At 45.5% G+C, this 21094-nt stretch carries 21 protein-coding genes and 1 tRNA gene; 21 read left to right on the top strand and 1 reads right to left on the bottom strand.

Annotation, left to right across the window (positions count from 1 at the left end; translation table 11 throughout):
• The first annotated feature begins 9 nt into the window (after window positions 1-9).
• The 20 genes from ICN39_RS05550 (at window position 10) to ICN39_RS05455 (ending at window position 18207) form a co-directional block, all read left to right on the top strand.
• Window positions 10-1008 carry an NAD(P)H-quinone oxidoreductase gene (locus ICN39_RS05550; protein ID WP_216233066.1) on the top strand — a complete coding sequence of 333 codons (999 nt, stop codon included), beginning with the start codon at window positions 10-12 and terminating at the stop codon, window positions 1006-1008.
• Between the two features lie 17 nt (window positions 1009-1025).
• Entirely contained in the window at window positions 1026-1784 is a 759-nt protein-coding gene (tpiA, locus tag ICN39_RS05545; RefSeq protein ID WP_216233065.1) for a triose-phosphate isomerase, read from the top strand.
• A 22-nt stretch (window positions 1785-1806) separates the two neighbouring features.
• Window positions 1807-2151: a preprotein translocase subunit SecG gene (gene secG / locus ICN39_RS05540; RefSeq protein ID WP_216233064.1), complete on the top strand. Its 345-nt coding sequence runs from the start codon at window positions 1807-1809 to the stop codon at window positions 2149-2151.
• An 86-nt stretch (window positions 2152-2237) separates the two neighbouring features.
• A tRNA-Leu gene (locus ICN39_RS05535) sits at window positions 2238-2322 on the top strand.
• A 110-nt stretch (window positions 2323-2432) separates the two neighbouring features.
• Window positions 2433-2792, top strand: a complete 360-nt coding sequence (locus tag ICN39_RS05530; RefSeq protein ID WP_012357790.1) for an NADH-quinone oxidoreductase subunit A — start codon at window positions 2433-2435, stop codon at window positions 2790-2792.
• A 5-nt stretch (window positions 2793-2797) separates the two neighbouring features.
• Window positions 2798-3280, top strand: coding sequence for an NADH-quinone oxidoreductase subunit B family protein (locus ICN39_RS05525; protein ID WP_011902891.1), 483 nt, complete (start codon window positions 2798-2800; stop codon window positions 3278-3280).
• 3 nt (window positions 3281-3283) lie between these two features.
• Complete coding sequence (locus ICN39_RS05520) at window positions 3284-3883, top strand: NADH-quinone oxidoreductase subunit C (RefSeq protein ID WP_216233063.1); 600 nt, start codon at window positions 3284-3286, stop codon at window positions 3881-3883.
• 3 nt (window positions 3884-3886) lie between these two features.
• Complete coding sequence (locus ICN39_RS05515) at window positions 3887-5140, top strand: NADH-quinone oxidoreductase subunit D (protein WP_216233062.1); 1254 nt, start codon at window positions 3887-3889, stop codon at window positions 5138-5140.
• A 23-nt stretch (window positions 5141-5163) separates the two neighbouring features.
• Window positions 5164-5670 (top strand): NADH-quinone oxidoreductase subunit NuoE, encoded by a 507-nt coding sequence (gene nuoE, locus ICN39_RS05510; protein WP_216233061.1) that lies wholly within the window; start codon window positions 5164-5166, stop codon window positions 5668-5670.
• Complete coding sequence (nuoF, locus tag ICN39_RS05505; protein ID WP_216233060.1) at window positions 5667-6965, top strand: NADH-quinone oxidoreductase subunit NuoF; 1299 nt, start codon at window positions 5667-5669, stop codon at window positions 6963-6965. Before nuoE ends, nuoF begins: the two co-directional genes overlap by 4 nt.
• A gap of 32 nt (window positions 6966-6997) precedes the next feature.
• Entirely contained in the window at window positions 6998-9313 is a 2316-nt protein-coding gene (gene nuoG, locus ICN39_RS05500) for an NADH-quinone oxidoreductase subunit NuoG (RefSeq protein WP_216233108.1), read from the top strand.
• An 8-nt stretch (window positions 9314-9321) separates the two neighbouring features.
• The gene (gene nuoH, locus ICN39_RS05495) at window positions 9322-10395 is read left to right on the top strand and encodes an NADH-quinone oxidoreductase subunit NuoH (protein ID WP_216233059.1); all 1074 of its coding nucleotides are present in this window, start codon (window positions 9322-9324) and stop codon (window positions 10393-10395) included.
• A gap of 11 nt (window positions 10396-10406) precedes the next feature.
• Window positions 10407-10898, top strand: coding sequence for an NADH-quinone oxidoreductase subunit NuoI (gene nuoI / locus ICN39_RS05490; RefSeq protein ID WP_215319862.1), 492 nt, complete (start codon window positions 10407-10409; stop codon window positions 10896-10898).
• Between the two features lie 20 nt (window positions 10899-10918).
• Window positions 10919-11566 carry an NADH-quinone oxidoreductase subunit J gene (locus tag ICN39_RS05485; RefSeq protein WP_216233058.1) on the top strand — a complete coding sequence of 216 codons (648 nt, stop codon included), beginning with the start codon at window positions 10919-10921 and terminating at the stop codon, window positions 11564-11566.
• On the top strand, window positions 11563-11871 hold the full coding sequence (gene nuoK, locus ICN39_RS05480) for an NADH-quinone oxidoreductase subunit NuoK (RefSeq protein ID WP_072582482.1): 309 nt from the start codon (window positions 11563-11565) through the stop codon (window positions 11869-11871). The genes ICN39_RS05485 and nuoK overlap by 4 nt, the downstream gene beginning before the upstream one ends.
• Window positions 11872-11873: 2 nt before the next feature.
• Window positions 11874-13934, top strand: a complete 2061-nt coding sequence (nuoL, locus tag ICN39_RS05475; protein WP_216233057.1) for an NADH-quinone oxidoreductase subunit L — start codon at window positions 11874-11876, stop codon at window positions 13932-13934.
• Window positions 13935-13958: 24 nt separating this feature from the next.
• A complete protein-coding gene (locus ICN39_RS05470) occupies window positions 13959-15425 on the top strand; it encodes an NADH-quinone oxidoreductase subunit M (protein WP_216233056.1) in 1467 nt (488 codons plus the stop codon).
• A 10-nt stretch (window positions 15426-15435) separates the two neighbouring features.
• On the top strand, window positions 15436-16935 hold the full coding sequence (nuoN, locus tag ICN39_RS05465; RefSeq protein ID WP_216233055.1) for an NADH-quinone oxidoreductase subunit NuoN: 1500 nt from the start codon (window positions 15436-15438) through the stop codon (window positions 16933-16935).
• Window positions 16936-17056: 121 nt separating this feature from the next.
• A complete protein-coding gene (locus ICN39_RS05460; protein ID WP_216233054.1) occupies window positions 17057-17656 on the top strand; it encodes an NUDIX hydrolase in 600 nt (199 codons plus the stop codon).
• Window positions 17657-17721: 65 nt separating this feature from the next.
• Window positions 17722-18207, top strand: coding sequence for a DUF1178 family protein (locus ICN39_RS05455; protein WP_216233053.1), 486 nt, complete (start codon window positions 17722-17724; stop codon window positions 18205-18207).
• Window positions 18208-18277: 70 nt separating this feature from the next.
• On the opposite strand, the gene ICN39_RS05450 is transcribed toward ICN39_RS05455, so the two are convergent.
• Window positions 18278-19798 (bottom strand): CoA-acylating methylmalonate-semialdehyde dehydrogenase, encoded by a 1521-nt coding sequence (locus ICN39_RS05450; RefSeq protein WP_216233052.1) that lies wholly within the window; start codon window positions 19796-19798, stop codon window positions 18278-18280.
• A gap of 165 nt (window positions 19799-19963) precedes the next feature.
• On the opposite strand from ICN39_RS05450, the gene ICN39_RS05445 reads away from it, so the two are divergent.
• Entirely contained in the window at window positions 19964-21085 is a 1122-nt protein-coding gene (locus tag ICN39_RS05445; protein ID WP_216233051.1) for an NADH:flavin oxidoreductase/NADH oxidase, read from the top strand.
• Window positions 21086-21094 lie beyond the last annotated feature (9 nt).

The following is a 21094-nucleotide window of genomic DNA, read 5'->3' as shown; positions in this document are numbered from 1 at the left end:
GGAGTATTTATGCGCGTTATTGAAATTAAGGAATTTGGTGCCCCAGAAATGCTGGTGCCAACTACTCGTCCTGATCCAGCGGCTCCCGCCGCTGGGACTGGCGAAATTTTGATCAAAGTTCTGGCAGCTGGAATTAATCGACCTGACGTTTTGCAGCGCAAGGGGCATTACCCAGTTCCAGCTGGCGCATCTGATATTCCTGGTCTTGAAGTTGCCGGTGAAATCGTTGGCGGTGATTTGGCTCATGCTGATAACGTGTTTGGCTTAAAGGTGGGCGATAAGGTCTGTGCACTCGTTCAAGGTGGCGGTTACGCTGACTTATGTACTGCGCCTGTAGCGCAGTGCTTGCCTTACCCCAAGGGGTTTACTGATCAAGAAGCAGCAGCCTTGCCTGAAACGTTTTATACCGTATGGAGCAATGTGTTCATGCGCGGTCAATTGGCCGAAGGCGAAACATTATTAGTTCAAGGTGGCTCCAGTGGCATCGGCGTGACTGCAATTCTGATCGCTAAAGCCTTAGGTCATAAAGTATTTGTAACTGCTGGTACGGATGAGAAATGTGCTGCATGTGTAGCACTGGGTGCTGATCTCGCTATCAATTACAAGACGCAAGACTTTGTAGAGGAAGTGAAGAAGGCCACTGATGGCAAAGGCGTCAATGTCATTCTCGATATGGTTACTGGTGCTTACGTGCAAAAAGAAATTGACTGTCTCGCCGATGATGGTCGCATTGTAATTATTGCAATCCAAGGTGGATCAAAGGCAGAGGTGAGTACCAATCAGATTCTGCGCCGTCGCTTAACGATTACAGGTTCAACACTACGTCCACGCCCAGTTTCTTTTAAGAAGCAAATTACCAAACAGCTTTTTGATAATGTTTGGCCTTTGCTCAACGCTGGCAAACTAAAGCCAGTCATCTATAAAACGTTTTCGCTAGATCAGGCAGCAGATGCTCATGCATTGATGGAGTCATCTGAGCACGTTGGCAAAATTGTTTTAACTGTTTAGAAATATTCATTACCCCTATGCGACCACTCATCGTTATCGGCAACTGGAAAATGAATGGCAGTCTTGCAAGTAATCAAGACTGGATCATGACCGTTGCTCGTGGCATGGAGAGTGGTATGCCATCAGGACGTAAATTCGCGGTCTGTCCGCCATTTCCGTATTTATCCCAATGTGCACAGTTAATTAAAGAGCATTCATTAGCTTTTTTGAATCTGGGTGCACAAGATGCATCAGCCCATAGTTCAGGCGCTTATACCGGTGAAGTTGCAGCATCCATGCTCAAAGAGCTTGGCTGCACTTATGTCATTGTTGGGCACTCTGAGCGTCGTCAAATGCATCAAGAGGTAGATGAGTCTGTAGCCGCTAAAGCCCTTGAGGTATTAGACAATGGCATGACTCCGGTAATTTGTGTGGGTGAGACTGCTGATGAAAGAAATTCAGGTAGGGCTGAAGAGATTGTTTGTGCTCAGGTTGCCAAGCAAGTAGGTGTTTTGCAAGATCGTCTCGCTGACTGCTTAATTGCTTATGAGCCAGTATGGGCAATCGGCACAGGCAAAGTTGCTAGCGCCCAGGTTGCACAAGATATGCATCACGCTATTCGCTTGCAATTGGCGGAATTTAATGAAGATGTTGCATCTCATGTTGGAATTTTGTACGGCGGCAGTGTCAAGCCTGACAATGCTGTTGAATTGTTTGCCATGCCAGATATTGATGGTGGGTTGGTTGGGGGAGCATCGTTGAATCCCCGTGACTTTTTAGCCATTTGTCAGGCATAGATTTTTTATTTGGAGATAAGTTGTGGAATTTTTTAAGACTTTATTGATCGTATTGCAGGTAATTTCAGCTTTGGCTGTCATTCTATTGGTGCTATTGCAGCAAGGTAAAGGCGCTGATATGGGCGCAGCCTTTGGCTCCGGCTCTTCTGGCAGCCTCTTTGGCGCTAGCGGTTCCGCTAATTTCCTGTCTCACGCAACCGCCATTTTTGCAGCTGTTTTCTTTATTTGTACATTAGGTATTACTTGGATTGGCAACAAAAAGGAAGTGAGTCCTGGAGTTCTCTCGGGAACTGTAGCGCCGGCAGCAACGTCAGCTGCTCCAGTAGCCCCAGCACAGGACCCAAGCAAACCAGCAGTTCCTAAGTAAAAAAGTAGGGCTTTACAGATTTTCTAGTCCAGATTTTGGGGTAGTGCACTTGTGCAATGCAGTAGAATTGACGGGTTTTGCAAGATGCCGACGTGGTGAAATTGGTAGACACGCTATCTTGAGGGGGTAGTGGCTTAGGCTGTGCGAGTTCGAGTCTCGCCGTCGGCACCAATAATGGGTATTGATATGCATTTTTTTGCTCTAAATCAATGTCCTATGTAGTGGAATAAGTAATAATTTGTTGTTTTTAGGATTTACCAGACAAACGAATCAGGGCTATTTTGAATCTCGCTAATTACTTTCCTGTTCTGCTTTTTATCCTCGTAGGTATTGGGGTGGGATTAGTCCCCATGTTCCTCGGAAAAATATTGGCTCCCTCAAAGCCTGACGCTGAAAAACTCTCTCCATATGAGTGTGGTTTTGAAGCGTTCGAAGATGCGCGTATGAAGTTTGACGTGCGTTACTACTTAATCGCCATTCTCTTCATCTTGTTTGACTTAGAAACTGCATTCCTATTTCCATGGGGTGTAGCACTACGCGACATTGGATGGCTTGGCTACGCCTCTATGGTGATCTTCCTTTTGGAATTCATTGTGGGATTTGTATATATCTGGAAAAAGGGCGCTCTCGACTGGGAGTGATAGATATGGCATTAGAAGGCGTACTTAAAGAAGGTTTTGTAACCACCACTGCTGATCAGCTAATTAACTGGACACGTAATGGCTCCTTATGGCCCATGACCTTTGGTCTGGCTTGTTGTGCTGTTGAGATGATGCATGCAGGCGCCTCCCGTTATGACTTGGATCGATTTGGCGTCGTATTTCGTCCTTCTCCACGTCAATCCGATTTGATGATTGTTGCAGGCACGCTATGCAACAAGATGGCTCCTGCATTGCGCAAGGTTTACGACCAAATGCCAGAACCACGCTGGGTAATTTCCATGGGTTCTTGTGCCAATGGTGGCGGCTATTACCATAATTCATATTCAGTGGTTCGCGGTTGTGACCGCATTGTTCCAGTGGACATTTATGTTCCTGGCTGCCCTCCAACTGCAGAGGCGCTGATCTACGGAATTATTCAGCTGCAATCTAAGATTGCTCGCACGAGCACGATTGCGAGGAAGGCTTAAGTTATGTCAGATCGTTTAATTCAGTTAGCAGCTAACTTAGAAAAAGTTTTAGGTAAGCGCGCTAAATCCATTCAGGTTGCATTGGGCGAAGTCACCGTTGTTGTTAATGCGAATACTTATTTTGAATCTGCAATGTTGTTACGTGATGATCCTTCGCTTGCTTTTGAGCAATTGATTGATTTATGCGGTGTCGATTACCAAGATTTTCGTGATGGAGCATGGAGCGGTCTGCGCTTTGGCGTTGTAAGTCATCTATTGTCTTTACAACATAACTGGCGTTTACGTGTTCGAGTATTTGCTCCAGACGATTCCTACCCAGTTGTTGCTTCACTAACGCCAGTTTGGGCTGCTGCCAATTGGTTTGAGCGTGAAGCTTTCGATCTTTACGGCATTCTGTTTGACGGTCATGATGACTTGCGTCGCATTCTTACTGACTATGGCTTTATTGGCCATCCTTTTAGAAAAGATTTCCCAATCAGCGGCAATGTGGAAATGCGTTACGACCCAGAGTTAAAGCGCGTTGTCTATCAGCCGGTTACGATTGAGGCTCGCGAAATTACTCCACGTATTGTTCGTGAAGAGCAGTATGGAGGTCCGGTTTAAGTCATGGCACAAATTAAGAACTACACCCTCAATTTTGGCCCCCAGCATCCTGCGGCTCACGGCGTATTACGCTTAGTACTTGAGCTCGATGGCGAGGTAATTCAGCGTGCCGATCCGCATATCGGTTTATTGCATCGCGCTACTGAGAAATTGGCTGAAACACGTACTTGGATTCAAAACGTTCCATATATGGATCGTTTAGATTACGTTTCTATGATGTCCAATGAGCATGCTTATGTCATGGCCATTGAAAAATTGCTGCAAGTCGATGTTCCATTGCGCGCTCAATACATTCGGGTGATTTACGACGAACTGACTCGACTGCTAAATCACTTGCTTTGGATTGGTTGCCATGGCTTAGACGTTGGTGCGATGGCAGTCTTCTTGTACGCATTCCGTGATCGCGAAGATATATTTGATATGTACGAGGCGGTATCTGGTGCGCGTATGCACGCTGCTTACTATCGTCCAGGTGGCGTTTATCGCGATTTGCCTGATCAGATGGCTCAGTACACCAAGAACAAGATTCGCAGTACATCTGCTATCAAGCGTTTGAATGAAAACCGTAGCGGTACATTACTGGACTTCATCGAGCAATTTACCAATGGCTTTGATGCCAATGTTGACGAGTATTGCAATCTCTTAACTGATAACCGTATTTGGAAGCAGCGTTTAGTCAATATCGGTATCGTGACTCCAGAGCGTGCATTGCAGCTTGGCTTCACTGGCCCAATGTTGCGTGGCTCTGGAATTGAGTGGGATTTGCGAAAGAAGCAGCCGTATGAAGTCTATGATCGCTTAGATTTTGATATTCCAGTAGGCGTCAATGGCGATTCATATGATCGTTATTTGGTGCGCATGGAAGAGATGCGTCAATCTAATCGCATTATCAAGCAGTGCGTAGCTTGGTTAAAAGCAAATCCAGGTCCTGTGATGAGCGATAACCACAAGGTTTCTCCTCCAAAGCGTGTGGATATGAAAACCAATATGGAAGAGTTGATTCACCATTTCAAACTATTCACCGAAGGAATTCACGTTCCTGATGGTGAGGCTTACTCCGCTGTTGAGCACCCTAAGGGCGAATTTGGTATTTACTTGATTTCTGATGGCGCCAACAAGCCATATCGCTTGAAGATTCGTGCGCCAGGCTTTGTGCATTTATCTGCAATGGATGAAATGTCACGCGGTCACATGTTGGCCGATGCAGTAACCATTATTGGTACCCAAGATATTGTGTTCGGGGAGATTGACCGCTAATTAGGCGTGCCATGGAATATTTAATGACTACCACTCTTCAACTTTCTGATAAAACACTAGCCGATATTCATCGCAATATCGCTAAGTATCCCGCTGAGCACAAGCAGTCTGCCGTGATGGCCTGTTTAATTGCTGCCCAAACTGAGGTGGGTTGGGTTTCCCCTGAAGTAATTGAAACGGTTGCCCAGATTTTAGAAATGCCAAGCATCGCTGTTGATGAAGTGGCTACTTTTTACAATATGTACAACACCAAGAAGATTGGTAAATACAAATTAGTGATCTGTACTAACTTGCCTTGTCAATTAACCCATGGTGAAACAGCTGCTTCGTACCTAAAAGAAACTCTAGGTATTAGCTACAACGAAACTACGTCTTGTGGAACCTTCACCTTGAAAGAAGGTGAGTGCATGGGTGCTTGTGGTGATTCACCGGTGATGTTGGTGAATGACAAGCGTATGTGCAGCTTTATGAGCAAAGAGAAGATTGATGCTTTGCTAAATGAATTACGTGCAGAAGGGAAAGCAGCATGACCAGCTTGCACGATCGCCATATCAAGCCTTTAATCCTCGCTGGGTTAAATGGGGATAACTGGCGTTTAAAGGATTACGAAAGTCGTGGTGGCTATCAACAATTACGTCGATTAATTAATGACAAAGTTTCTCCTGATGCCATCATTGCTGAATTAAAAGCATCTTCGTTGCGTGGTCGCGGAGGCGCAGGCTTCCCAACAGGTTTGAAGTGGAGCTTCATGCCACGTCAATTCCCGGGGCAAAAATATTTAGTTTGTAATAGTGACGAGGGTGAACCGGGTACTTTTAAAGACCGTGACATCATGCGCTATAACCCACACGCTTTGATCGAAGGCATGATCATTGGCGCTTACACCATGGGTATTACAGTTGGTTACAACTACATTCATGGTGAAATCTGGGAAGTGTATTCACGGTTTGAAGAAGCGCTTGAAGAGGCTCGCGCTGCTGGATATCTGGGTGACAAAATTTTAGGAAGCGACTTCTCCTTTCAATTGCATGCATCCCCAGGTTGGGGTGCTTACATTTGCGGTGAAGAAACAGCTTTGCTCGAATCTTTAGAAGGCAAAAAAGGTCAGCCACGCTTTAAGCCGCCATTCCCTGCAAGTTTTGGTTTGTATGGCAAACCAACTACGATTAACAACACCGAAACATTTGCCGCCGTGCCTTTTATTTTGGCAATTGGTGGTCAGGCGTATTTAGAGCTTGGCAAACCTAATAACGGTGGAACGAAGATTTACTCTGTCTCTGGTGATGTTGTACATCCAGGTAATTATGAAATTCCATTGGGTACTCCATTTGCAGAGCTTCTGAAGCTTGCTGGTGGTATGCGTGATGGCAAGGCTTTGAAGGCCGTGATTCCTGGCGGGTCTTCTGCACCAGTAATTCCTGGTGCTCAGATGATGGATCTAACCATGGATTACGACAGCATTGCAAAAGCAGGATCCATGCTGGGTTCTGGTGCTGTGATTGTGATGAATGAAACACGTTGTATGGTTCGCGCCTTGGAACGTTTGTCTTACTTCTACCACGAAGAATCATGTGGTCAGTGCACACCATGTCGTGAAGGTACTGGTTGGTTATGGCGCATTGTTCATCGCATTGAACATGGTGAAGGGCGTCCAGAGGATTTGGATTTGCTGAATGACGTAGCTGCCAATATTCAAGGTCGTACGATTTGCGCTTTAGGTGATGCAGCAGCAATGCCGGTACGTGGCATGTTGAAACATTACATGGATGAATTTGCGTATCACGTAGAACATAAGCGCTGCTTAGATTCTGCAAAACCTTTATAAAGATTTAGAGCACGGGATATCTAAAAGTGAGCATGGTAGAAATCGAATTAGATGGTAAGGCTGTAGAAGTTCCGCAAGGTTCGATGGTGATGCACGCCGCGAACAAGCTCGGCACCTACGTTCCTCACTTCTGCTATCACAAGAAGTTATCGATTGCGGCTAACTGCCGTATGTGTTTAGTTGAGGTGGAGAAGGCTCCTAAGCCATTGCCTGCGTGTGCGACTCCAGTGACTCAAGGTATGAAGGTGTTTACGCATTCTGCTAAAGCTGTAGAAGCTCAACGTTCTGTGATGGAGTTCCTCCTAATTAACCACCCATTGGATTGTCCAATTTGTGACCAAGGTGGCGAGTGCCAGTTACAAGACTTGGCGGTAGGCTATGGAAAATCCAATTCACGCTATGACGAAGAGAAGCGTGTTGTTTTCCACAAGAATGTTGGTCCATTGATCTCTATGCAAGAGATGACTCGTTGCATACACTGCACTCGTTGCGTACGTTTTGGGCAAGAAGTTGCCGGCGTGATGGAATTGGGTATGGTTAACCGGGGCGAGCATTCAGAGATCACCACCTTTGTTGGTCAGACTGTTGATTCAGAGTTGTCTGGAAACATGATTGATTTGTGTCCAGTAGGCGCTTTAACAAGCAAGCCATTCCGTTATGCGGCGCGTACTTGGGAATTAGGTCGCAAGCGTTCAGTTAGCCCTCACGATAGCTTGGGTGCGAATACTACTGTCCAGACTAAAGCCAACAAAGTCATGCGTGTAGTTGCCTTGGAAAATGAGGCGATTAATGAATGCTGGATTAGCGATCGTGATCGCTTCTCTTATGAAGGTTTAAATAGCTCTGATCGTGTCACTACGCCAATGGTGAAGCAGGGCGGCCAGTGGTTAGAAACAGATTGGCAGTCAGCCTTGGACTACGTGACTCACTCTCTGAAAACAATTTCAGCAGAAAGTGGTCCTGAGTCCATTGGCGCTTTAGCTCATCCAATATCCAGTACTGAGGAATTGCACCTCTTGCAAAAGATGGTTCGAGGCTTAGGTTCCAAGCAAGTTGAAACTCGTTTGCGCCAAACTGATGTGAAAGCGGCTGCAGCTGCTCCATGGTTGGGTATGCCAATTACGAAGATCAATGAATTAGATCGTGTATTGGTTGTAGGTAGCTTCTTGCGCAAAGACCAACCTATATTGGCTGCTCGTATTCGTACTGCCAGCAAGCGTGCCTTGCAAGTATTACGTATTGATGCAGGCGGCGATGACTGGTTGATACCAAGCAGCGGTATTTCTGCGGCTCCAAGCGCATGGTTGAATGCATTGAGTGAAGTTGCACTTGCTGTTGCAAAAGCAAAATCAGTAAGCGCGCCAGCAGGCACCGCCAACTTAGCAGTTTCCCCTGCGGCGCAGAAAATTGCCGATAGCTTGCTCTCTGGTGAGTCGACCGCTGTATTGCTTGGCTCTGCTGCTATTGCCCATCACCATGCTTCTGACTTACACGTCATTTCGCAATTTATCGCCGAGCAGACTGGTGCTACTTTAGGCTTCTTGCCTCTTGGTGGCAATGCAGTAGGGGCATCTTTAGTGAATGCAAACGGCGTTGGTGTTGAGTCAGTATTATCTGGCGAACGTCGTGCTGTCATTTTGATGAATATCGAGCCTGACTCTGATCTACCTAATCCAACGACAGCTCGTGCTGCATTGGCTAAAGCAAACACCGTTATCGCATTAAGTGCATATAAGAGCTCAGACTTGTTAGAAGTGGCCGATGTCATTCTGCCTATCTCTGCGTTCTCAGAAACTGTTTCAAGCTTTGTGAATTTAGAAGGAAGGGTTCAAACAGTTCAGCCTTCAGTGAAGCCTTTAGGTGATTCACGTCCGGCCTGGAGAGTATTGCGCGTACTAGGTGGGCTCTTAGGTTTGGATGGTTTCTTGTTTAATGCTCCCGAGGAAGTGCTGGGAGAGGCGTTGGATGATGGATATTGCAATCGCCTAAATAACAAAGCTTTAAGCTCTTCTGTTGCCAATGGAAATTTAGCGCCATTTAATGGTCTTGAGCGTTTGGCTGATGTCAATATTTATGCTGGCGACCAAATCGTACGTCGTTCTTCAGCTTTGCAATTAACGCGTGATGCTAAGCGCGGCAATCAGGTTGGATTAAATAAAAATACTTTCGCTGAATTAGGTCTAAAAGAAGGTGATGCAGTGCGCGTTACTCAGGGAAACCAATCAGTTGATATGCCAGCAATATTAGAAGCAAATTTAGCACTGGGTGCCGTTCGAATTTCTGCGGGTACCATGGCTAGCGCAAAATTGGGATCGATGTTTGGTCCAGTAACTATTAGTAAGGCATAAGGGACGAGATGGATAATTTCTTGAACCTCATTACCACTCAGGGTGAGGCTATTTTTGGCTCACTGTGGCCCTTAGTTTGGGCATTAGTGCGCATCGTGATCATCGTATTACCAATGTTTGGTTGTGTGGCTTACCTAACTCTCTGGGAAAGAAAGCTCATTGGCTGGATGCATATTCGACTTGGCCCAAATCGTGTTGGCCCCTTAGGTTTATTGCAGCCAATTGCTGATGCTTTAAAGCTCCTGATGAAGGAGATTATTGCTCCTGCTCAAGCAAGTAAAGTTTTGTACTTCATAGCACCAATCATGGTGATCATGCCCGCTTTTGCTGCTTGGGCTGTTATTCCATTTCAGGCTAAGATGATTCTGGCTGATGTAAACGCAGGCTTGTTATACATCATGGCTATTTCCTCTATTGGTGTTTATGGCGTTATCTTGGCCGGTTGGTCTTCTAACTCTAAATACCCATTCCTTGGCGCAATGCGCGCATCTGCGCAAATGATCTCTTATGAGATAGCAATGGGCTTTGCATTGGTAACGGTCTTGCTTACTTCTGGTTCATTAAACTTAAGTGCCATCGTTACCTCACAAGAGCAGGGTTACTTCGCCAATATGGGCCTCAATTTCCTTTCGTGGAATTGGTTGCCTTTATTGCCCATGTTCTTGATTTACTTTATCTCTGGTGTTGCTGAAACAAATCGCCATCCATTTGACGTAGTTGAGGGCGAATCTGAGATTGTTGCTGGCCACATGGTTGAGTATTCAGGCATGTCTTTTGCTATGTTCTTCTTGGCTGAGTATGCCAACATGATTTTGATTGCAGCTGTTGCATCAATTATGTTCTTGGGTGGCTGGTTGCCTATCGTTGATTTGCCAATCTTGCGCGATATTCCAGGGTTCTTCTGGTTGTTTGGCAAAACATTCTTCCTCTTGTCCTGCGTTATTTGGTTGCGTGCAACATTACCGCGCTATCGCTATGACCAAATCATGCGCTTAGGCTGGAAAATCTTTATTCCCATCTCCGTATTCTGGGTGGTTGTTATCGGCGCGTGGGTTGTCTCCCCATGGAATATTTGGAAATAAGTTGATAAATCATGTTTAAGAAAATTTCCCAATTCCTCGATAGCTTGATGCTGAGAGACATCTTGGTCGGCATGTCCATTACTGGACGCTACCTCTTCAAGCCAAAAATTACTGTTCAATATCCAGAAGAAAAGACACCGTTATCTAGTCGCTTTCGCGGATTGCATGCACTTCGTCGCTATGAAAATGGTGAAGAGCGTTGTATCGGTTGCAAGTTATGTGAGGCAGTATGCCCAGCTTATGCGATCACCATTGAAACTGCTGAGCGTGATGATGGTACTCGTCGCACTAGTCGTTATGATATTGACCTTACAAAATGTATTTTCTGCGGCTTCTGTGAAGAGGCCTGTCCAGTCGACGCTATTGTTGAAACAAATATTTTTGAATATTTCGGCGATAAGCGCGGCGATTTGTATTTCACTAAAGACATGCTTTTAGCTGTTGGTGATAAATATGAAAAAGATATCGCCGCTAACCGTGCAGCTGATGCACCTTACCGTTAATCGAATCGAGCTTAACTAATATGACATTCGATCCATCTACTTTATTTGCCATGTTTTTTTATGGCTTTGCAGGCTTATTGGTAATTTCTGCACTGCGTGTAATTACCGCCCGCAATCCAGTTCATGCAGCACTATTCTTGGTGCTGGCATTCTTTTGTGCATCTGGTCTTTGGATGTTGCTCAAGGCCGAATTTTTGAGCTTGGCCCTGATTTTGGTCTATGTTGGCGCAGTAATGGTCTTGTTCCTCTTCGTGGTGATGATGTTGGATTTAGATATTGAACATTTACGTCGCGATTTCAAAAAGTTTCTACCTGTTGCCTTCTTGATGGGTGCCGTCATTGTTCTTGAGTTATCGATTGTGATCATTCGTAGCTTTATTGGAACTAATGCGCCGGTGCAACCCATGCCAGAAGAGATGATGGCAAACAATACCCAAGCTTTGGGGATGTTGATCTTTGTGGATTATGTTTACGCCTTTGAAGTGGCTGGTGTGATCTTATTAGTAGCGATTATTGCCGCTGTAGCGTTGACATTGCGTAATCGCAAAGACTCTAAAACACAAAATATTCACGAGCAAGTGAATGTGGTTGCTGCAGATCGCATGCGCATCGTGAAAATGGATTCAGATATGGCTGCAAAGCAAGACGTAAGAGGGGAGAAGAAATGAATATCACTCTCGCTCATTATTTGGTGCTGGGTGCAATCTTATTCGCAACCAGTGTCATTGGGATTTTCCTAAATCGAAAGAATGTCATCGTGTTGCTGATGGCAATCGAATTGATGCTTCTCTCGGTGAACATGAACTTTGTGGCTTTCTCCCATTATTTGGGTGATATGGCTGGTCAAGTATTCGTATTCTTTATTTTGACTGTGGCAGCTGCTGAAGCGGCTATCGGCTTGGCAATTTTAGTTGTGCTCTTCCGTAAGGTAGACACCATTAACGCCGATGATCTTGACCACCTAAAAGGCTAGTCATGCAATTGACCTTAAACATTCCTGTACTCTGCGCTATTCCTTTGGCGCCACTAGTCGGCTCCATCATTGCCGGTTTCTTTGGTACCAAATTAGGCGGCAACCGAATTGGCCATGGTGCCAGTCAGTTTGTGACTATTTTGGGTGTAACCATTGCTTTCGTGCTTTCTTGCAATGTACTAGTTCAGGTGATGGATGGCTTTTATTTCAATGGTACCGTTTACCATTGGATGCAATTAGGCGAACTCAATTTAGATATCGGCTTCTTAATCGACCCCTTAACGGCAACGATGATGTGTGTGGTGACATTTGTGTCATTGATGGTTCATATCTACACCATCGGCTACATGCATGGCGAGGAGGGCTATAACCGCTTCTTCTCCTATATTTCTTTATTCACCTTCGCTATGTTGATGTTGGTGATGAGTAATAACCTATTGCAACTTTTCTTTGGCTGGGAAGCAGTGGGTGTGGTTTCTTATTTATTGATTGGCTTTTATTTTGAGCGCCAGTCTGCAGTGTTTGCCAACATGAAGGCTTTCTTAGTTAACCGCGTCGGTGACTTTGGCTTCATCTTGGGCATCGGTATTCTGTTGGCTAGTACTGGCTCGATGCAATATGACGTGATCTTTTCTCAAAATTCTGCTTTAGCAGCCCAGACATTGCCTGGGACAAGCTGGAATTTGATGACAGTTGCTTGCATCTGTTTATTCATCGGTGCAATGGGTAAGTCTGCTCAATTCCCATTGCATGTCTGGTTGCCAGACTCAATGGAAGGCCCAACACCAATCTCTGCATTGATTCATGCTGCAACCATGGTTACTGCTGGTATTTTCATGGTGTCTCGTATGTCACCGCTGTTTGAGCTTTCAGATGTAGCTTTGAGCTTTATCTTGGTGATTGGCTCAATCACAGCGCTCTTTATGGGCTTCCTTGGCATCGTGCAAAACGATATCAAGCGTGTGGTGGCTTATTCAACCCTATCTCAGTTGGGTTATATGACTGTTGCATTAGGTGTTTCAGCTTATCCAGTAGCCATCTTCCATTTGATGACTCACGCCTTCTTTAAGGCGTTGCTATTCCTTGCTGCAGGTAGCGTGATTCTTGGCATGCATCACGAACAAGATATGCGCAAGATGGGTGGCCTGTGGAAATACATGCCAATTACTTGCTTGATGATGTTGTTGGGTAATCTGGCTCTGGTTGGAACCCCATTCTTTTCGGGCTTTTACTCAAAAGACTCCATTATTGAAGCGGTGGCCGCGAGTCATATCCCTGGTTCAGGCTTTGCCTACTTTGCAGTCATGGCTAGTGTATTCGTCACGGCTCTGTATTCATTCCGCTTGTATTTCTACGTATTCCACGGTAAAGCACGCTGGGGTCACGGGGATTCACATACCCACGATCATCATCATGATCATGCGGAGCAGGGCGATGATCACGCACGCCATGGTTTAGCTCCAGGTCAAAAGCCTCATGAATCACCATTCGTAGTGACATTGCCATTGATTCTTTTGGCGATCCCTTCTGTCATCATTGGTTTCTACACAATCTCACCCTTGTTATTCGGAACTTACTTTGGCGATTCCATCTTTATTGACTTAGCCCGCCATCCGGTAATGAAAGAGTTGGAAGATGAGTTCCATGGTCCAGTTGCGATGGCCATTCATGCATTCACATCGCCAGTACTATTGCTGGTAGTTCTTGGTGTGTTAACTGCTGCGATTGGTTACCTCTGGGCACCTAAATTGCCGGCAAAAGTTGCTCAAACATTTGCGCCAATCAAGAAATTATTTGATAACAAGTATTACCTCGATGAAATTAACCAAGCAGTGTTTGCTAAAGGTCTTATTTGGATTGGCAGATTCTTATGGCATCGCGGTGATCAAAAGATTATCGATGGTTTCTTCGTTAATGGCAGTGCGCATGCAGTTGGGCGCTTTGCCGGAGTAATTCGTCATTTGCAATCCGGTTATCTATACCACTATGCCTTCGCAATGATTGCGGGCTTGGCGGTATTGTTAGCTTGGGTTTTATATGCTTACCTGCCTTTTGTTCGCTAGGCCTTTGTTACTTAAGTAGCCACTATGATTCTTTCTTACGCCATTTGGACCCCGATTGTCTTTGGACTCATTATTTTGTTTTATGGGTCTGAAAGATCAACTGCTGGCGTACGCTGGTTGACTCTAATTGGAGCTGTTCTCAGCTTTATAGCAACTCTTCCATTGTTAGTTAACTTTGATATCGCTAACTCTGGAATGCAGTTTGTCGAAAAGATCAGCTGGATTCCACGTTACGACATTAACTACCACCTGGGTATTGACGGCATTTCCGTTTGGTTCATTGTTCTAACAGCGTTCATCAACATCATTGTGGTGATTGCAGCTTGGGAGGTGATTCAAACTAAGGTATCGCAATATATGGCCTCATTCATGATCCTTTCTGGATTGATGATCGGCGTATTTTGTGCTCTTGATGCATTGCTGTTCTACGTCTTCTTTGAGGCGACGTTAATACCGATGTACATCATCATTGGCGTATGGGGCGGCCATAACCGTATTTATGCGGCATTCAAATTCTTCTTGTATACCTTGCTTGGCTCCTTACTTACATTGATTGCCATGCTGTACTTGTACAACGTGACCAATACTTTTGATATCTTGGCTTGGCAAAATGCTCGCTTAGATATTGTTGAGCAGATCCTATTGTTTGCGGCATTCTTTATGGCATTTGCTGTAAAGGTTCCGATGTGGCCATTGCACACTTGGTTGCCAGATGTACACGTTGAGGCGCCAACGGGTGGCTCAGTAGTCTTGGCTGCCATTATGTTGAAATTGGGTGCCTACGGATTCCTTCGCTTCTCTTTACCAATCGCGCCAGATGCAAGCCAATATTTAGGTCCATTCGTCATCTTCTTGTCTTTGGTAGCAGTAATTTATGTAGGTGCAGTTGCGCTTGTCCAAAAGGACATGAAAAAGTTGGTTGCCTATTCTTCTGTGGCTCACATGGGATTTGTTACCTTAGGCTTCTTCCTCTTTAGCCCACTGGGTATTGAGGGCGGAATTGTGCAGATGATTTCACACGGTTTTGTAGCCGGCGCTATGTTCTTGTCCATTGGCGTTCTATACGACCGCATGCATACACGTCAGATAGCTGATTACGGTGGCGTAGTTCATCGCATGCCTGCATTTACTGCATTTGCCGTATTAATGGCGATGGCTAACTGCGGTTTACCAGCTACCTCAGGCTTTGTTGGTGAATTCATGGTGATTTTGGCGGCCGTTGATTATGACTTTGTCATTGGCATCCTGGCTGCTACAGCATTGATCTTGGGTGCCGCTTATTCCTTATGGATGGTGAAGCGCGTATTTTTCGGCACCGTTAACAATGCTCACGTTGAAGAGTTGAAGGATTTGAATTGCCGAGAATATTTCTTGATGGCAGTTTTATCTATCTGTGTAATTGGTATGGGTGTCTATCCAAAGCCATTTACCGACATCATTCATCCTGCTGTAATTAATCTGTTGCAGCATGTCGCTGTCAGCAAACTCTGAGTAAGTACAAATGCAAGCATTCGACCTATACGCTATCCTGCCGGAACTTGTTTTACTCGTAGCAACCTGCTTGTTGTTGGTTGCTAGCGTTTTTGTTCCCGAAAGAGTGACATCAACACCTGGTGTTGAGCAAGACATCTTCCACACTCCGCGCGGAGTTGGCTTTGTGTACTTTTTCTCACTCATCCTATTGGCCTATCTTATTTTTGCATTTATTGGACGCATGGGCGATCCAGCACTAGTTGCAATGAATGGATTATTTCAGTCTGACCCATTATCAAACTTGCTCAAGGCATGTTCATGTATTGCCGTTTTGGTGAGTTTGATTTATTCCAAGCAATATTTGATGGATCGCGCTTTATTTCGCCCTGATTTCATCGTATTAGCTTTGCTTGCCTTGCTCGGCCAATTCGTATTGATCTCTGGCGCAAATCTACTGACTCTATATCTAGGTTTGGAGCTAATGGCTTTGCCTACTTATGCTTTGGTTGCTATGCGCCATAGCAGCGAGAAGAGTGTTGAAGCTGGTATTAAGTACTTTATCTTGGGTGCATTAGCATCAGGTTTTTTGCTCTACGGTATGTCGATGCTTTACGGCGTCACCGGATCACTCGACCTCATCGAGATCTTCAAAACGGTTGCGGACCCACGTCTAAATCATTTGGTGATGGCTTTTGGTTTGGTGTTTATTGTTGCTGGTTTGGCCTTTAAGTTAGGTGTAGTGCCGTTTCACATGTGGGTACCTGATGTTTATCAAGGCGCACCAACTGCGGTGACTTTGATGATTGCTGCGGCTCCAAAGTTGGCTGCATTTGCATTGTTATTCCGCTTATTGGTAAACACATTATTGCCTTTGCTAGGCGACTGGCAACCGATGCTCGTCTTGCTCGCAGTTCTATCATTGGTTGTTGGTAACGTGACTGCGATTGCCCAGACCAATATCAAACGCATGTTGGCTTATTCTGCAATTGCTCAAATGGGCTTTGTACTCTTGGGCATGCTGTCTGTTTTTGATGATCATGCATTTAGTGCAGCGATGTTCTACGCCATTACTTATGTTTTGACCACACTAGGCACCTTTGGTCTATTGATGGCATTGTCGCGCAAGGGTTATGACTGCGAAACTTTAGATGGGTTAAAGGGTCTTAATAAGAAACATCCATGGTTCGCTTTTATTGGCCTTGTCATGATGTTCTCCTTGGCCGGCATTCCACCAACCGTTGGTTTTGCTGCTAAGTTAGGTGTTTTGGAAGCGTTGGTGGATGCGCAGCATACTTTCTTGGCTGTAATTGCGGTGATCGCTTCTTTGATCGGCGCGTTCTACTACCTCAGGGTTGTTAAGGTAATGTACTTTGATGAGCCGGAGCATGAGATTACAGTTTCTGGTTCTGGCTTTGCCAAAGGGCTCTTGAGTCTTAATAGCATTTTGGTTCTGGTTATTGGTATTGTTCCTGCAGGCCTAATGAGTCTTTGCTTGGATGCAATGCGCCGTACCTTGCTGGGTTCCTAATACGATCAATACTCTACAAAAGGCTCCGTAAGGGGCCTTTATTGTTTTAGTTGCCATCAAAATGACATTCAATTTAATTAAGCTGATTTAATTATCTATAGACGGAAACTTACCAAAACCCATGACTGAAAAATCATTCGAAGATCTACCTACTGGCGATAAACATTTACGTGAGGAGCGTCTTTCAGGTGAAGATGTTTATGGTGGAATCTTCTTAAAGATGAAGCGTGATAAGGTCTCATTGCCTGACGGAGAAGAGGCAATACGAGAATATTTAACGCATCCGGGTGCGGTAGCCATTGTTGCAATATTGGATGATGGCAGAGTTCTTCTGGAGCGCCAATATCGTTACCCCATTGCTAAAACGTGTATAGAAATTCCTGCGGGTAAATTAGACCCTAATGAAGACCGCTTGGTTTGTGCGCGGCGAGAGCTCGAGGAAGAGACTGGCTATACGGCAAAAAAATGGAGCTTCATTCGCCGCATTCATCCAGTGATTTCGTATTCAACAGAGTTCATCGATATCTATCTGGCTGAAGGTCTAATCCCAGGTAAAAGCCATCTTGATGATGAAGAGTTTTTGGATGTCTTTGCCGCCCCATTGGAGCAATTAATAGGCTGGGTTGAGGATGGCGAGATTACGGACGTCAAAACCACGATAGCTACCTACTGGTTAGATCGTTATCGTAGCGGTTTAGTAAACCCGCATCCAATCGAATAGGGGATATTCAAACCCGATTAAAATAGGGGTATTGAATTTATCGTTTTTGCCCTTATATACGTTTTATGAAAGTCTATAACTTAGCCTGCCCCCTTGAACATCGTTTTGAAGGGTGGTTTACCTCAGAAGAAGATTGTCTTGCTCAGCAAGACAATGGGATGCTTGCGTGTCCCGTATGCGACAGTACTGAAATTACTCGCATGCCCTCAGCCCCACATATTGGTAAATCATCCTCTACTGAGCTAGCTATCCCCAAGACAGAATCTGAAAGTTTGAGTGGTGGTGTTGTTGCCTTAACCGGTAGCGATCATTCTCACCTTGAAGCTCAAGTACAAGCCGCCTTTTTGAAGGGCATGAGAGAGTTAATGGGTCGCTCAGAGGATGTTGGTAATTCTTTTGCTGATGAGGCCAGAAAAATTCACTACAAAGAATCTCCTGAGAGAAGTATTCGTGGACAAACTACTTTCGATGAGGCTGAAGCCTTAAGAGAGGAGGGCATTGATGTACTCTCGATGCCAATGATTCCCGCTCTTAAAAACACACTCCAGTAAATTTTCAATGTAAACCTGGTAAATAAAAAAGCGATCCGAAGATCGCTTTTTCGCTAATGACTGCCCAATATCACTTAGAGGTAGGCATTACAAACTCTGCCCCTTTAGCAATACTCTCAGGCCAGCGCTGCATTACGCTCTTTTGCTTAGTATAGAAACGCACACCTTCTTTGCCGTACGCATGCATATCGCCAAAGATGGATTTTTTCCAACCACCGAAGCCGTGCCATGCCATCGGAACTGGAATAGGTACGTTAATACCGACCATGCCTACTTGTACGCGACGGGCAAACTCACGTGCAATATTGCCATCGCTTGTGAAGCAGGCTACACCATTACCAAATTCGCAAGAGTTCACTAAGTTCAGGGCATCTGTAAAGTTAGCAACACGCAAGCAGGATAGAACTGGTCCAAAGATTTCTTCTAGGTAAATCTTCATATCTGGAGTGACATTGTCAAACAATGTGCCGCCGATAAAGAATCCATTCTCGTTGCCGGGAACTTTGAGTCCGCGGCCATCAACAAGAAGTTTTGCGCCAGAAGCTACGCCAGCCTCAATATAGCCGGTGATGCGCTCTAAGGCAGCTTTAGTAACAATAGGACCCATCTCAGCATCGAGCTCCATGCCGTTTTTAACTTTTAGCGTCTTGGTGCGCTCGATCAGCTTTGGCATGATCTTCTCAGCCACATCACCAACCAATACCGCTACTGAAATCGCCATACAGCGTTCGCCAGCAGAGCCGTACGCGGCGCCAACCAGAGCATCAATTGCTTTGTCAATATCGGCATCAGGCATGATCACCATGTGGTTCTTGGCCCCGCCTAAAGCTTGGGAGCGCTTACCAAAGTGAGAGCAACGCTCATAGATGTAATTAGCGATTGGAGTGGAGCCTACAAAACTCACAGCTTTGACATCTGGATTTTCAATTAAGGCATCAACCGCTTCTTTGTCGCCTTGAACAACGTTGAATACACCGTCAGGCAGGCCAGCTTCCTTGAGGAGTTTAGCCATAAACAATGAAGCAGAAGGGTCTGTAGGGCTAGGTTTGAGGATGAACGTATTGCCGCAAGCAATTGCAACGGGGAACATCCACATTGGCACCATGACTGGGAAGTTAAATGGCGTAATACCGGCGACTACGCCCAAAGGCTGACGCATAACCCAGTTATCAATGCCAGTCGATACTTGCTCTGTATAGTCACCCTTGAGCAGCTCAGGAATGCCGGTAGCAAATTCCACAATCTCAATCCCGCGTGTCACTTCGCCTTGAGCATCGGTAAATACCTTGCCGTGTTCAGCTGTAATAATGGCAGCTAACTCATCGCGATGAGCGTTTAACAATTCAAGATATTTGAACATGATGCGTGCACGGCGCAGTGGGGAGGTTTGACTCCATGACACAAAGGCAGCCTGGGCATTAGCTACAACTTCATCAACCTCTTTGCGGCTAGCAAGTGCAACGCGACGAGCTACGATCCCTTTGGTTGGGTTGTAAACATCGGCAAAGCGACCGTCTTTAGGGTTAATTACATTGCCGCCAACAAAGTGGCCAATATCTTCTTTTGATTCAAAGGCTTGAGGTGCGTTCATAATCTCTTGTAGTGAGTATTCTTAAGGTTTTTGGTAAAAAAGGCCGCTTGGCTAATTAGCCTGCACGACTTCTCTGTCTCGTTTATTCTGCTTTTTAAGTATTCTATCGCTTTACGGCAATTTTCGTATTTTTTTGACCTATTTTTGGGCTTTTCAAGGCATTTTATGAGTCTTTTATTTTCAAGCTACACCCTCAATTCCCCAAAGGGGCCTCTAGAGCTGGCAAACCGCATTGTGGTTGCCCCTATGTGTCAGTATTCGGCCAATAACGGCGAGGCAACTGACTGGCACCTCATGCACTGGGGAAATTTACTCAATAGCGGAGCAGCACTTTTCATTATTGAGGCCACCGGGGTGAGCCCAGAGGCCCGCATTACGCCTGCTTGTCTAGGGCTTTGGGATGATCGTACTGAATCAGCCTTGAAGGACAAATTGGGCCGTGCGCGTGAACTGGCTCCAGCGGTACCTGTTTTTATTCAGCTAGCCCATGCAGGGCGCAAAGCTTCTAGCGCAACCCCCTGGGATGGTGGGCAGCTTCTATCAATTGATCAAGGTGGATGGGAAACTCTAGCGCCTTCAGCGATCCCTCAGTTAGATGGAGAGCGTTTACCTCATGAGTTAAGTAAAACTGAATTAAAAAAACTGATCGATGATTTTGTGTCATCAGCAAAGCGTGCTGCGCGCAGTGGAATTGATGGTATCGAGTTACATGGAGCTCACGGCTACTTGTTGCACCAATTTTTATCTCCTATCGCCAATCAACGCACTGATGAATACGGTGGCTCATTTGAAAACCGCATACGTTTTCCATTGGAGCTATTCGCAGCTGTTAGAGCGGCATACCAAGGTGTACTCGGCATCCGTATTTCAGCTTGTGACTGGATAGAGGGTGGCTGGACCCCGGAAGAGACTGCGAACTTTGCTAAACAGCTAAAACCCATGGGCTGTGATTTTGTTCATATTTCTTCTGGTGGCATTTCTCCAAAACAAAAGATTGCGATTGGTCCAAATTATCAGGTGTCATTTGCCAAAATCGTTAAAGAGCAATCTGGTTTGCCAACCATGACGGTGGGCTTGATCACGGAACCCCAGCAAGCTGAAGATATTTTGCAGGCGGGTGATGCAGATCTGATAGCTCTAGCAAGAGCTTTTTTATATAAGCCTCGCTGGGGATGGGAAGCCGCTGCTGCTTTGGGTGGCACTGTTACAGCAAATGAGCGCTATTGGCGTTGTTTGCCTCGTGAAGCACAAGCTGTCTTTGGCGATGTCAAAGTAGGGCAGCGATAACCATTCAAA

It is taken from the genome of Polynucleobacter sp. AP-Reno-20A-A9, from assembly GCF_018882085.1.
Classification (GTDB): Bacteria; Pseudomonadota; Gammaproteobacteria; order Burkholderiales; family Burkholderiaceae; genus Polynucleobacter.
This window is presented reverse-complemented; position numbering and strand designations above follow the sequence as displayed.